This is a genomic window from Streptomyces sp. NPDC002870 (genome assembly GCF_042888505.1).
GTDB lineage: Bacteria > Actinomycetota > Actinomycetes > Streptomycetales > Streptomycetaceae > Streptomyces.
Map to the genome: position 1 here is coordinate 77,228 of NZ_JBIAPW010000025.1, position 13,705 is coordinate 90,932.

Here is a 13,705-nt window from a genome sequence, read left to right on the forward strand (position 1 = left end):
GCAGGCAGCTTGCCTTCCTGCCGACGTGTCGAAACGCTTGGTGTCACGACAGCCATCGATTCCTCGGATCGGTCCCGGTCCACGGCGCACCTGCCGATTGCGAACCGGTCCGACGCAATCCAGCGTATTCCTCCGCAGCTCGGCCGGTCCCCTGCCGCCCGGCAAGGGTCGAAGAGCGATCCGGCTCCGCCTCCCGCAGGGTGCAACCATGGTGTTATGTCCGCCTACGGTGCCAATGGCACTCGTCCCCGTCTCCGGCGGGGCGCTTCCTTCGGCGACGTGTCCGCGCTCATCGGCCGCCGACGGCAGCTGGCCGATGCCAAACGGATGCTGCGGCACTCTCGCCTGGTGACCCTCACGGGCGTGGGCGGGGTGGGCAAGACCAAGCTGGCGGCAGGAGTTGCCGACGAGGTGCGCAGAGCGTTCCCCGACGGCGTGTGGCTGGTCGAGCTCGGCGCGCTGGAGGGCGAAGGGCTGCTCCCGCAGACCGTCGCGACCGCGCTCGGGCTGCGGGACCAGTCGGCCAGAGACCCGACGGACCTGCTCTGCGACCATCTGCGCGACGCGCGTGCCCTGCTGGTTCTGGACAACTGCGAGCACATCCTGGACAGCTGCGCGGCACTCACCGACCACTTGTTGCGGGCGGCTCCCCGGCTGTGTGTGCTGGCCACCAGCCGCCAGCCCCTGGGGGTGTACGGCGAGTCCGTCCTCTCGGTGCCTGCACTGGCCGTGCCGGAACCCCATCGAGCACTCCGCCCCGCGGCGGTCGGCCACTATGCTGCGGTCAGGCTCTTCCAGCGGCGGGCGGAGGAGGCGTCGCCGGATTTCGCTCTCGGCCCCGAGAACCTGGAGACGGTCGTCCGGCTCTGCCGGCGCCTGGACGGGATCCCGCTCGCCATCGAACTGGCCGCGGCGCAACTGAGGACGCTCACGCCTCAGGAGCTCCTCCGACGGCTGGAGGAGCGCCTTGAGCTGTCTCCGGCTGACACCGCCGCGGATCTGCCCCGGCACCAGACCTTGCGCGCGTCGATCGACTGGAGCTTCGATCTGTGCTCCCCCGGTGAGCAGCGGCTGTGGGCGCGTGTGTCGGTCTTCGCCGGGAGCTGCGGGCTGGAGGCGGTCGAAGCGGTCTGCTCCGGTGACGGCATACCCGAGGAGCGCGTCCTCGACCTGGTGGCGGGGCTGGTCGACAAGTCGGTCCTGATCCGGGAGGAGCAGGACGCCCAGGTGCGCTACCGCCTGCTGGAGACGATCCGGCAGTACGGCGCGGAGCGTCTGGCCGAGGCCGGGGAGAAGCCGGCCCTCCAGCGCCGCCACCGGGACTGGTACCACCAGTTGGTGGACCGCGCGGAGGCAGATTGGCTGAGCCCGCGTCAGGAGACCTGGCTCACCCGGCTGCAGAGCGAGCACGCCAACCTCCGCACCGCCCTGGAGTTCTGTCTCAGCGAGCCCGGCCAGAAACAGGCGGGGCTGGAGATCGCCTCGTCGCTGTGGTTCCACTGGCTGTGCAGCGGACTGCTCAGCGAGGGCCGTCACTGGCTCGGCAGGGCGCTGGCGCTGGCGCCGCAGGACACGGTGGCCCGTGGCAAGGCGCTGTGGGTGGACGGCTGGCTGTCGGTGCTCCGGGGCGACACGGCCTCCGCGCTGCCACAGCTGGAGGAGTGCCGGGCCCTCGCTCTCCGGCTTCACGATGGGCCCACCCTGGTCCATGCAACGCAGTACCTGGGCGGACGCGCGCTCTACGAAGGCGACTTCCAGCAGGCGATCGGCCTTCTGGAGGAAGCCGTGGAAGGCCACCGCGCGTCCGGCGACCGCAACGGCCTGATGACCGCCCTCTACCAGCTCACCATGGCTTGCGCCATGTCGGGCGATCCGCGTGCCGAGGATGTCGGGAAGGAGTGCCTGGACCTGTGCGACCAGGCGCACGCGCCCTGGTCCCGCTCCTACGCCCTGTGGGCGCTCGGCCTCCATCTCTGGCGCCAGGGCGAGCCACGCCGTGCGGCAGAACTCCTCCGCGATGCCCTGACCGCACGCCGGGTCGTAGGGGACGGGTGGGGAATCGCCCTGTGCCTGGAGGCGCTGGCCTGGACCGCCGCCTCAGCCGGCGAGGCGGAACGCGGGGCCCGGCTGCTGGGCGCGGCCGAGGTCGTGTGGCGTTCCATAGGGATCTCGCAGTCCGGATTCAGGCACATGGCCGCGGGACACGAGAGGACCGAGACCCGGCTCCGCACCGATCTCGGCGAGCGCAGATACGCCGCGGCAGTCCGGCGCGGCACGAAGATGGGACTCGACCAGGCGGCGGACTGGGCGTTGTACGACTCCTCGGCCCCGGCTCCGTAGGCCCCTCGGGAGGCGGCGGTCGGCCAGTGACGTGGGCCCGGACATACGGGGATCCGCTGTACGGGGATCCGCAGCGGAGCCGCACGTGGAGCGATGACGCCGTCACCCTGCGACACCTCACGGGCCCCTGTGGGTCGTTTCAGGTACCGATCCGGGGATATATCCCCTCCCCGTCACTTTCGCCGACGGCACATGATGGTCGCGTCATACGAGATCCGTCCGAGCCGGGCGGAGAATCGAAGGTTCCGAGCAATGTGCCAGCACCAGCCATCCTGTCCCTCCTCAACCGCGCCCGACCATGACGCCGCCCGCCTCGTGGCCTACTACCCCGAGCAGGGGTGGGGCCGCCTCTGTAACGGCGTAACGGTTTTCGAGGACATGGGTGAACTCCTCCCCGACGGCGGGTCCGCCCCAACCGGTCAGGCCATGGAGGGCAGGGCGGCATGAAACCGTTCACCGCGCCCGTGCCAGAGACCGCGGCCGTGCCAGAGACCGCGGCCACTGGGCCGTGGCACCCCGAGCTCGGCACTCCCCCGGCCCGGCCCGCCCGTAAGAGGTCCTGGCTCCTGCCCAGCGACCCGTCATCAGTGCGTGAAGCACGGCGGCTCAGCCGTGCCCAGCTGGCCGACTGGGCGCTCGACGAGCAGATCGACGACACGGTGCTGCTCGTCAGCGAGCTGGTCACCAACGCCCTGCGCCACGCGTGGGGGCCGGTCCGCCTCACCTTCTGCCTGCCCTCCCCGCACGGTGGGCTGCGCTGCGAGATCGAGGACGCGAACCCGGTCGGACCCCTCAGGCGCCACGTCGAGGAGCACGACGAGGAGGGGCGGGGGCTGCACATGCTGAACCGGCTGGCCCGCCGCTGGGGCAGCGAACGTACAAACGCCGGGAAGGTGGTGTGGTTCGAGCTCCCATGCCTGCCTCGGCCCCGTATAGAGGGCCGCGCCTGACGGCGGAAGGAGGAACTATCGAGGACACAGAGACACGCGAACAACATGACAGCCATCGAAATGGGCCCAGGGTCCGGGAGACGAGTTCCATCGAGCCTCCCGGACCCTGGGCCCCACCCACGCTCTGAGCACCTTGAAACAGCTCTCGTGAGCCATCGGGCACGAGGGGCTCAATTCGCCCATACCACCGCCTCGGATAGGCTGATGTGTTAGCAATTGCGCCCCGAAAATGCTGCGCCCAAAGTCGCCGTACCCGAAGACGCTGCATCGACTTATGCGTCGGCAGCACCCGCCCGGAAGATCGCCAGGGAGTGGTCGGCAAGCAGAGGCCCCCACGCCCCGGGGTGAGGTCATTGCGTGGACACACACGAGTCGACGAGTGATGTGCCGGATCTGCCCCTGTCCGCAATCGGGCACGCGAGTGTGCTCAGCGACCTGCTTCCGATCGCGCTGTGGAGGGTCGACGCGCAGGGGCGCGTCGTGGAGTGGTCGCTCGCCGCCCAGGACCTGCTCGGCTACGCGCCCGAGCAGCTGCTCGGCCGGTACGGGATCCCGATGCTGGTCCCCGAGTCCGACCGGGAGCTGGCCGACCGGCTGACGCAGAAGGTCATGGCGGGTGAGGCTGTGGTCGGAACCCTCCCGGTGCGGCACCGCGACGGGCACCTCGTGCCGATGGAGATGTGGATCTGCCCCTCTGCGGACCCGCAGGGCGGAAGGGGCCTCCTGGCCATCGCAGTGGAGACCTCCGCGGTGCTGAAAATGCGCGATTCGCTGGCGGCCCTGGAAGGTCTGTTCACCCAGTCCCCCATCGGTCTGGCCACGCTCGGCCCCGATCTGCGCTTTCTCCGGGTCAACGACGCGCTGGCCCAGATGAACGGCGTCTCCGCGGCCGAGCACCTCGGCAAGCGGCCGGCGGAGGTCGCGCCAGGGGTCAACGCCGCGGCGCTGGAGGCTGTGATGCAGCAGGTGCTGGACAGCCGCAGGGCAGTCATCGACGTACGCCGCACCGGTCGCACCCCGGCCGATCCCGATCACGACCGGACCTGGTCCTGCTCCTATGCTCCGCTGCTCGGCAGCGCCGGCCGGCCGCTGGGAGTGATTGCTTCCCTGATCGACATCACAGAAAAGCAGCAGGCGCAGGTCGAGGCCGAGCGGGCGCGGCAACGCTTCATGCTGCTCGCCGAGTCGGGCACGCGGATAGGGACCACATTGGACCTGCGGCAGACCGCCGAAGAAGTGGTGCAGGTGCTGGTGCCCGAGCTGGTCGACTCGGCCGACGTACAACTGCTGGAAGAGGTACTCGACCCCGATGAGGCCGCCGCATCCACCCACGGCGTGGCGCGTCGTATGGCGGTTGCCTTCACCGATCCGTCCGCCCCCACCGAGAAGCTCGCGGTAGGCATGACCTTCCAGGTGCCGCTCGGCTCGGTGTACGAGCGGGTCATCGCCGATGGGCACCCCATGAACCTCTACCTGTCCGACATCCCGGCGCTGATCAACGATCCGCGCGCCGAGCGAGTGCGTACGTACCTCGCTGCCCGTGTGCGCTCCGCGCGCCTGGTCCCGCTGGTCGCCCGCGGCAAGGTGCTCGGCGCCGTGGTGGTGACGCGGACCCGCAGCCGCGAGCCGCTGGACGAGCAGGACTGCCTGCTCATCGACGAGCTGGTCGCCCGAGCCGCGCTGAACATCGACAACGCTCGCATGTACACCAGGCAGCGAAAGGCGGCCCTCACTCTGCAGCGCAGCCTGACGAACAACAAGCTGCCGGAAGTGACCGGCCTGGAGCTCACCGGGCGCTACCTCCCCGCAAGCGACCACGAGGTCGGCGGCGACTGGTTCGACGTCATCGTCCTGCCCGACGGCAGGACCGGGCTGGTGATCGGGGACGTCATGGGGCACGGAATCCATGCGGCGGCCGTCATGGGACAGCTGCGCACAGCGGTGCGAACGCTGGCACGTCACGGCATCCCCCCGGCTCAGATCCTCTGCTCCCTGGACGCCGCCGTGGCCGACCTGGGGGAGAACGAAATGGCGACGTGCGTCTACGCGGTGCACGACCCGGCTGCCGGCGGATGCCTGATCGCCAGGGCCGGCCATCCACCTCCGGCCGTGGTCGACACCCGGGGGACGACCGCGTTCCTCGACGGCCCGCCGGGTACGCCCCTGGGAGCGGGAGGCCAGGACTTCCAGACCCAGCAGGTGCCGCTGCCTCCCGGCAGTCTGCTGGCGCTTTACACCGACGGTCTCATCGAGGCTCGCGACAGAGACCTCGACCAGGGAATGCAGGAGCTCGCCGAGGCGCTGCGACAACTCGACCGCCCGTTGGAGGAGATCTGCGACCGCGTCCTCGGCCGATTGCTGCCCTCCGCGGCCCAGGACGATGTGGCAGTGCTCCTCGCCAGAACTCTGCCTCCGCGGGGCCCTGTGAGGAGCCGACCCGGGCCGCACCGCTCGGGCGGCACCGCTCGGAAGGTGCAAGGGTGGTAGGGATGGACACTCCGGTGACAACGTTCAGCGAGGGCCCGGAAGACCCGTTCGCGGTGCGGCGCGCGGCCCTGGTGGTGCTGGACGACCGCGGGAGGGTCGTCGGCTGGAGCGAGCGGGCCGAGGCGCTGCTCGGCTACCCGCCCGAGGAGGCGCTCGGGAGGCCGGCGGTCGACTTTCTGGTCGACCCGCGCGACCAGGACGTCGTCATGGACGCGGTGGCCGCGTGCGTACGCGACCGGGGCTGGTTCGGGGTCGTGCCCGTCCGGCATCGCGACGGCCATCGTGTGGAATTGGGGTGTCGGGCCCGATTGACCGTGAGAGGCGACTCCCCCCGCGAATGGATCCTCGTCGGTGCGCCCGCTGAGGAGGTGGTCCAGTGGGAGACGGACCGGTCGGTCCTGGACGGGCTGTTCCGCCGTTCCCCGATCGGTCTCTCCGTCCACGCCCCGGACCTGAGCATCCTGCGTGTGAACCGGGCGCTCACCAAGTTCAGTCAGATACCGGCCGAGCGGCATCGCGGGCTCCGCATCAGCGAATTCCTGATCCGGCAGGACAGCGACGCCGTGGAGAGGCAGTTGCGGGAGGTACTGGAGACGGGCCGGTCCTCGATCTTCACCGAGCAGCCCTGCCATCTGCGGCGGGATCCCGGCCGTGAACTGGTCGTATCGGTATCGGCCTTCCGGATGGAGGACCCCTCCGGACGGATCCTCGGGGTCACGCAGACAGTCGAGGACGTGACCGAACGCTATCGGGCCCGCCGTCGGCTGGCTCTGCTGAACGAGGCCAGCGCACGCATCGGAACCACCCTGGACGTGGCGGAGACGGCGCGTGAGCTTGCCGAGGTGGCGGTCCCCGACCTCGCCGACTGCGTCTCCGTGGACCTGCTGGAGCCGGTGACCCGCGGTGCAGAGCCCACCCAGGAGACGTTCGGACCCGTGCGCCGGACGGCGATCCGCAGCATCCTGTCGGAGGCGGCGGAGGTGATGTATCCGGTGGGCCACACGATTCACATACCGCCGGAAACTGTGCAGGCGCGGTGCCTGGCCGAGCGGCGTCCGGTCCTCGAAGCGCAGCTGGAAGGTCCTGCCGGGTGGCTCCCCCTGGACCCGGAGCGGGCTGAGCGCGCCCTCAGCCTGGGTATCCACTCGCTGATGGTGGTGCCGCTGGTCGCGCGGGGGCTCGTGCTCGGCCTGCTCAGTCTGTGGCGGTCGCAACGGGTCGAGCCATTCGAGGAGGACGACCTCACACTCGCCGAGGAGTTCGCCGCCCGCGCCGCCGTCTCCATCGACAACGCACGCCGCTACACCCAGCAGCACGACGCCGCCCTCACACTGCAGCACAGCCTGCTCCCGCACGAGGTGCCCGCGCACCCGGCGGTCGAGATCGCCCACCGCTACCTTCCGGCCGACGCGACGACCGGCGTCGGCGGTGACTGGTTCGACGTCATCCCGCTCTCCGGGCTCCGCGTCGCCCTCGTCGTCGGCGACGTGGTCGGCCGCGGCATCCACGCGGCGGCCACGATGGGCCGGCTGCGCACCGCCGTACACACCCTGGCCAACCTCGACCTCACTCCTGACGAGGTCCTCTCCCACCTCGATGATCTCGTGGACCGTCTGGCGGCCGAGCAGGAGCCGACCGACGACCGTTCCCCTCAGGTCATTGGCGCAACCTGCCTGTACGCGGTCTACGACCCCGTCTCGCGGCACTGCGTCCTGGCCCGCGCCGGCCACCCGCCGCCCGCGGTGGTGACGCCGTCCGGACAGGTTCACCTCCTCGAACTGCCTGCAGGCCCGCCGCTTGGCCTGGGTGGGCTGCCCTTCGAGACAGCCGAGCTGGAACTGGCAGAAGGCAGCCTCCTGACCCTGTACACCGACGGCCTCATCCAGGCCCTCAAGCGAGACGTCGACGAGAGTCTGGCGGATCTGTGCGGGGCACTGACCCCGGCGACCCGCTCGCTGGAGGAGACATGCAGGGCGGTGGAGGGCGCATTGCTGCGTGACCGGCCCACCGATGACGTTGCCGATGACGTGGCTCTGCTCATCGCCCGTACCCGCGTCCTGGCGGCGGAGAAGGTGGCCACATGGGAGCTGCCCGTGGAAGCAACCGCCGCCGCTCGGGCCCGGGCTCTGACGGCATCCCAGCTGGCGGAGTGGGGGCTGGAGGAGATGACCTTCACCACCGAGCTGATCGTCAGCGAGCTGGTCACCAACGCCTACCGGTACGGCAACGGGCCGATCGCCCTGCGGCTCATCCGTGACAGCCACCTCATCTGCGAGATTTCCGACACCGGCAGCACTTCGCCGCACCTCCGCCGGGCCCGCACCACCGACGAGGGCGGCCGCGGGCTCTTCCTGGTGGCCCAGCTCACCGAGCGGTGGGGCACCCGGTACACCCGCGACGGCAAGACGATCTGGACCGAACAGCTCCTTCTCAACGGCGCTCCAGCGAGCCTCGGATGAATGCTGCCTGGCCGGCGTGTTGCAGGTCGTCGGAGAGGACGCTGATCAGTCGGACGCCCAGGGTGACCGGCGGGGACCAGGACTCGTCCACAACGCGGTCCAGTGCCGCGTCGTCGAGCCCGCGGACGAACCGCAGGGTCTGCTCGTGGACGGCGTCGTAGTAGCCGAGCAGCGGCTCGGCCGACTGGACCTGTACCGCGGCGACCTGCCTGCTGGCGTGGCCGAACCCGGTCGCTCTCCTGGGAAAGGGCAGTTCGAAGCGGTCCGCCCAGCCCTGGGAGAGCCACACCTGCTCCACATCACCCGCATCAGCCACGTGATCGTCCTGGATGCGCGACAGATGCCACACGAGCCAGGCGATCGAGTTCGCGTCGGCGTCCAGCCGGGCGTTGAGGTCGTCCGCAGAAAGCCCCTCGACCGCGCCGTGTACTGCCTCCCGGACGCGCTCGAACGCGTCTGCCAGCAAGTCTGCGCTGTACATCCACTGCTCCTCGGTCCGATCGTCACAGGAGTTCGTCGCCCGCTCCGGGGACGCTCAGCGGGGCTCACCGCTGTCCACGGGGGACGGCCAGGTCGGTGAGCAGCGCGGCGCCCGGCGCGAGAGCCGACCATGTGCCACGCCAGGTCAGCACGGCGACGGCGGACGTCGGGAACTTGGTCTGTGCGCGCTGCATTGTGCCGCCGAGTGCCTCTCCGGCGAGCAGCAGGATCAGGTCCTGGAGGCCGGGGTTGTGCCCGATCAGCAGCAACGTCCCGACATCGTCGGGCACTGCGCACACGGCTTCGAGAAGAGGCTCGTCGTCCGCCCCGTAGAGCCGCGGATCGTATCGCACCGGCGGGGTGCTGCCCAGCTCCCGGGCGGCCAGCTCCCAGGTCTGGCGGGTACGGCGGGCGGTGGAGCACAGGACAAGGTCGGGCAGACAGTCGGCTTCTGCCAGCCAGCGGCCGGCGGCGGGGGCGTCGCGCAGGCCGCGCGGGGCGAGCGGGCGGTCATGGTCGGGAACGCCCTCGGGCCGTGCGGACTTGGCGTGCCGCAGGACGACCAGCCTCCGCAGCGGGCTCATACCGGCGCTCCGGCGGGGTGCGGGTGGCCGGTCTCGCGGGCGAGTTCCAGGCCGAGTACGCGGTCCAGATGGGCGAACGTCTCGAACTTCGCTCCGGCCGGCACGTCCGTGGCCGCCTCCAGATCCCGCAGCAGGTCGAGTACGGCGGTGGTGCCGAGACTGTCCTCCAGCGCGGTACGGGCCGGGCGCAGGCGGTCGGCGGGCATCGGCTTCGACGGCTGTTCCGCCCAATCGGCTACGGCACGCCGCCATCGGGCCAGCGTGCGGCGGGCCTCGTCGAGGCCTTCGGCACGCAGCGTGACCGGCTCATGGTGGGCGTGGGAGAGCAGCAGCAGGCGTACGGCAAGCGGATCCTGCTCCTCGAGTCCCGCCATGGACACGGAGGTATGCGCCTCCGCCACCTGCAGGGAGGCGCCGCTTCCGCCCTCGTACGCGCGGTCGGTGAGGTGTACGCCGGGTGGGCCTCCGAGCAGGTCGGCGATGTGGTCCGGGGTCCCGTGGGCATCGGCCGACCGGATGCCCACAGCGGCGGCCGACGGGACCCCCGGGCCCGTCCGTCCCAGCAGGACCTGTCTGCCGCGCAGCTCGACGACGCGCGCCAGCACATCCGCGACGAGCAGCACGCGCAGACCGGTCAGGACGCCCGGCCCGCCGTGCGGTGGCACATGGGCGCAGATCCGCAGCGGACCACGGCCAGCCAGTTCGTCAACGATGCGCAGCACACAGCCGAGCCTAGGCGCCCCGACCCCCACTCCGCACCGCGAACGACCGGTCGGAGTAGCTGCGCGTACGGATGGTGATCCGCCTCGGGGACGGCCCCTCCTACGACGCCGCACCTGTGCCGGTGCACGACGTCCGCGACGTCGCACACCGCCCGCCCGGCTGATGACGGGGCTGCGCGCGGCTCTAGGGCGTGTCCGACCAGCTGTACGGCGGCCCGGCGCGCCCGCTCGTCGTTCCGGCGCCCGCGGCCTCCAGTTCGGCGTCGGCCGCCCTCATCAGCTGCCCCGCGAGGTCCTTCATCGCACGGCTCGCCGAGAGTTCGTCGCCGATCGTGGGGATGTCCACGTCCTGAGGGTTGCAGCGGGCGACCCCGTGACCGGTGAGCGTTGCGGTACCGGTGTCCAGTACCGCGCGGGCTTTCGTCGTGCCGTCCTCCTCCGACAGGTGGAGGTGGACGCTCCAGTCCAGCGTCCGATTCATCGCACACCTCCTCGCCCGCGTCCGGCCCGAGTGCGCCAGCACGACGCGGTCCTGACTCCAGGATGGTCACTCCCTCGACGGGTTCGCTCTTCCAGTCTGCTGGAGTAGGGTGCAACAGTAAGTCTGGTTTTCAAACTCATTGAGGACGGTGCGGCGACATGAGCGTGACGGCTTCGGGGACAACGGTCAGCGTCGGCCGTTCGTGGTGGTCGTGGGCCGGCGTTCACGGCGGATATCTGGCGGCGCAGGGGCTGGCCGGAATGCGCGGCCTGCTCGGCGACGCGTCCGTCGTGCGGACACTCACCACGCACTTCCTGGCACCGGTCGGCGACCAACCCCTCCGCATCGAGGCCGCGGTCGAGCATGCCGGGCGCGGCACCTCGTTCGCGTCGTTCGTCGCCGAGCAGGGTGGCGCCGCAGTGCTGCGGGGCTCAGCGGTGTTCGGCACTCCGCACCCCGGCCCCGGTTACGACGGCAGCCAGATCCCCGCCGTGCCCGGGGCGGACGACTGCGAGGCGCTGGAGCTGCCGGAGCGTCTGGCCGCGTTCGCGCGGCACCTCGAGATACGTCCCGCGACCCCGGCACGGCCACTCGGCGGCGGCGACCGCGCCGAATTGACGGCATGGGTGCGTTTCGCCGACGGGCGCGGGCTGGACGCCGAGGCGGTCGTCATCCTGGCGGATGCCCTGCCCCCCGCGCTCTTCGCGCGCTGGACCGCACCAAGGCCCGTTCCCTCGGCCGAACTGACCGTCCACTACGGCGACGCCCTGGACCGTGGGCCCGTCGACGGCTGGGCACTGGTCCGTATCCGTACCGAACACGCGGGAAGCGGCTGGGCGGTCGACGACAGCACAGTGTGGACGGCGGACGGCCGGCTGCTCGGCTCGGGACGGCAGGCCCGGCGCATCCTGGCCCCGATGACGTGAACACCGGTCGCCTTCTGCGCCCGGCAGGCGCTCAACACCCGGGCACCGAGGTTCCGATCGGCTGCTGCGGGCGTAATTGCGCCATATGTACGCAGCGACAGGGAATCCTAACGAGTTCTTGATCCCCTCCCCTCTCGGAGTCGTGCTGCTGAGCGGGTGGGGCGACATACCCTCGCGCCGTGCTGAATGTGACGGGGATACTCAAGCGGCTGGTCATCGGCCGGGCCAGGCGCAGCGAGGAGCTGGGCGAGACGCTGCTGCCCAAGCGTCTCGCCCTGCCGATCTTCGCGTCCGACCCGTTGTCCTCGGTGGCTTATGCCACGCAGGAGATCCTGCTGGTCCTCACCCTGGGCGGCCTGGCGTACCTGCATTTCACGCCATGGATCGCGGCCGCGGTCGTCTCGCTGATGACCGTGGTGGTGCTCTCCTACCGCCAGGTGGTGCACGCCTATCCGAGCGGCGGGGGCTCCTACGAGGTCGCCTCGACGAACCTGGGCCCGTCCGCCGGTCTTGTGGTCGCCGCCTCGCTGCTGGTCGACTACGTGATGACCGTGGCCGTCTCGGTCGCCTCCGGCGTGGACAACATCATCTCGGCGATGCCCGCCCTGGTCGAACACCGGGTGCCGATGGCGCTCACCTTCGTCGCCGTCCTGACCGCCATGAACCTGCGCGGCGTACGCGAGTCCGGCCAGGCGTTCGCGGCCCCGACCTATCTGTTCATCGGCGGCGTACTGATCATGGTCGGCACCGGCCTGTTCCGCTACCTGCTCGGTGACGCGCCGGTGGCCGAGAGCGCCGCGTACGGCGTCGAGCCTGAGCCCGGGGACGTGAACCTGGCAGGACTGGCCCTGGTGATGCTGGTCCTGCGCGCGTTCTCCAGCGGCTGTACGGCACTGACCGGCGTGGAGGCGATCTCCAACGGCGTGCCTGCCTTCCGCAAGCCCAAGTCCGAGAACGCCGCGACCACCATGGCCGCGATGGGCATCATCGCCATCACCATGTTCGTCGGCGTCACCACCCTCGCGATCGTCGCCAAGGTGCACATCGTCGAAGACCCATGCCGGCTGACCGGGCTCACGGACTGCGAGTCGTACACCCAGCGCACCGTCATCGCCCAGCTGGCGGCCTCCGTCTTCGGCGGCGAGAACAGCGTCGGCTTCTACTTCATCCAGGCCGCCACCGCCCTGGTGCTGATCCTCGCCGCGAACACCGCCTACAACGGCTTCCCACTGCTCGCCTCGATCCTCGCGCAGCACCGCTATCTGCCGCGCCAGCTGCACAACCGCGGCGACCGGCTCGCCTTCTCCAACGGCATCCTGGCCCTGGCGGTCGTCGCCGGCCTGCTGCTGTGGGCGTACAAGGCGGATGTCACCAGCCTCATCCACCTCTACATCCTGGGCGTGTTCACCTCCTTCACGCTCTCCCAGACGGGCATGGTCCGGCACTGGAACCGCGAACTGCTCACCGAGACCAACCCCGCCGTCCGCCGTCGCCATCAGGTGGCCAGGGTCATCAACGCGACCGGCGCGGTCGTCACCTCCCTGGTCCTGGTCATCGTCCTGGCCACCAAGTTCACCGAGGGCGCCTGGCTGGCAGTGCTCGCCGCCATCGTGCTGTGGGTGATGATGCGCGGCATCCGCCGTCACTACGACGCCACCGCGGCCGAACTCGCCGTCACCGACCCGCGCAGCGAGATGGTGCCGCCCTCCCGCGTGCTGGCCGTCGTCCTGGTCTCCACCATCCACAAGCCGACCCTGCGGGCACTGGCATACGCCCGCGCCTTCCGGCCGGACCGCCTGGAAGCCCTCACCGTCGCGGTCGACCGGGACGGGGCCGCCGCGCTCCAGCGCCAGTGGGAGGAGTACGGGATCCAGGTACCGCTCAAGGTCCTCGACTCCCCCTACCGCGAGATCACCGGCTCCGTCCTGGAGTACGTCCGCTCGATAAGGCGCGACAGCCCGCGGGACGTGGTCGCGGTCTTCATCCCCGAGTACGTCGTCGGCCACTGGTGGGAAAACCTGCTGCACAACCAGTCCGCGCTGTGGCTCAAGAGCCGCCTGCTCTTCACTCCCGGCGTCATGGTCACCAGCGTCCCCTGGCAACTGAGCTCCTCGGCCCACGCCGACCACCCGGCGGCCCGCGCCCCCGGCTCGGTACGCCGCGGAGAACCCACCGAAGCACGCCAGAGCGAAGACGTCACCACGCACCCGTGACGATCCTCCAGGGTGGACCTCGCGGCCGGACCCGGGTGGGTGGACCCTGGAGACAGGACCACG

General features: G+C 70.5%; 11 protein-coding genes. 7 read left to right on the top strand and 4 right to left on the bottom strand.

From position 1 onward, the window contains the following. Positions 1 to 279 precede the first annotated feature (279 nt). The 5 genes from ACFYWY_RS26510 to ACFYWY_RS26530 all read left to right on the top strand — a co-directional run bounded on the left by ACFYWY_RS26510 (position 280) and on the right by ACFYWY_RS26530 (position 8,236). Positions 280 to 2,340 carry an ATP-binding protein gene (locus ACFYWY_RS26510; protein WP_389190520.1) on the top strand — a complete coding sequence of 687 codons (2,061 nt, stop codon included), beginning with the start codon at positions 280 to 282 and terminating at the stop codon, positions 2,338 to 2,340. 252 nt (positions 2,341 to 2,592) lie between these two features. After that, on the top strand, positions 2,593 to 2,787 hold the full coding sequence (locus tag ACFYWY_RS26515; RefSeq protein WP_389190521.1) for a DUF5999 family protein: 195 nt from the start codon (positions 2,593 to 2,595) through the stop codon (positions 2,785 to 2,787). Beyond that, complete coding sequence (locus ACFYWY_RS26520) at positions 2,784 to 3,290, top strand: ATP-binding protein (RefSeq protein ID WP_389190522.1); 507 nt, start codon at positions 2,784 to 2,786, stop codon at positions 3,288 to 3,290. Before ACFYWY_RS26515 ends, ACFYWY_RS26520 begins: the two co-directional genes overlap by 4 nt. A gap of 357 nt (positions 3,291 to 3,647) precedes the next feature. Next, positions 3,648 to 5,777 carry a SpoIIE family protein phosphatase gene (locus ACFYWY_RS26525; RefSeq protein WP_389190523.1) on the top strand — a complete coding sequence of 710 codons (2,130 nt, stop codon included), beginning with the start codon at positions 3,648 to 3,650 and terminating at the stop codon, positions 5,775 to 5,777. A 2-nt stretch (positions 5,778 to 5,779) separates the two neighbouring features. Then, positions 5,780 to 8,236 (top strand): SpoIIE family protein phosphatase, encoded by a 2,457-nt coding sequence (locus tag ACFYWY_RS26530; protein ID WP_389190524.1) that lies wholly within the window; start codon positions 5,780 to 5,782, stop codon positions 8,234 to 8,236. Here the strand turns inward: ACFYWY_RS26530 and ACFYWY_RS26535 are convergent. From ACFYWY_RS26535 to ACFYWY_RS26550, 4 genes are all read right to left on the bottom strand, one after another. Then, entirely contained in the window at positions 8,208 to 8,717 is a 510-nt protein-coding gene (locus tag ACFYWY_RS26535; RefSeq protein WP_389190525.1) for a DUF664 domain-containing protein, read from the bottom strand. The two genes, ACFYWY_RS26530 and ACFYWY_RS26535, sit on opposite strands and share 29 nt — an antisense overlap. A 64-nt stretch (positions 8,718 to 8,781) precedes the next feature. Then, positions 8,782 to 9,300 (bottom strand): SixA phosphatase family protein, encoded by a 519-nt coding sequence (locus ACFYWY_RS26540; RefSeq protein ID WP_389190526.1) that lies wholly within the window; start codon positions 9,298 to 9,300, stop codon positions 8,782 to 8,784. Beyond that, positions 9,297 to 10,022: a hypothetical protein gene (locus tag ACFYWY_RS26545; RefSeq protein WP_389190527.1), complete on the bottom strand. Its 726-nt coding sequence runs from the start codon at positions 10,020 to 10,022 to the stop codon at positions 9,297 to 9,299. Before ACFYWY_RS26545 ends, ACFYWY_RS26540 begins: the two co-directional genes overlap by 4 nt. A 184-nt stretch (positions 10,023 to 10,206) precedes the next feature. After that, complete coding sequence (locus tag ACFYWY_RS26550) at positions 10,207 to 10,503, bottom strand: DUF1876 domain-containing protein (RefSeq protein WP_389190528.1); 297 nt, start codon at positions 10,501 to 10,503, stop codon at positions 10,207 to 10,209. Between the two features lie 158 nt (positions 10,504 to 10,661). On the opposite strand from ACFYWY_RS26550, the gene ACFYWY_RS26555 reads away from it, so the two are divergent. Continuing rightward, entirely contained in the window at positions 10,662 to 11,429 is a 768-nt protein-coding gene (locus ACFYWY_RS26555) for an acyl-CoA thioesterase (RefSeq protein ID WP_389190529.1), read from the top strand. Between the two features lie 179 nt (positions 11,430 to 11,608). Further along, complete coding sequence (locus ACFYWY_RS26560) at positions 11,609 to 13,642, top strand: APC family permease (RefSeq protein ID WP_389190530.1); 2,034 nt, start codon at positions 11,609 to 11,611, stop codon at positions 13,640 to 13,642. The last annotated feature ends 63 nt before the right edge of the window (positions 13,643 to 13,705 follow it).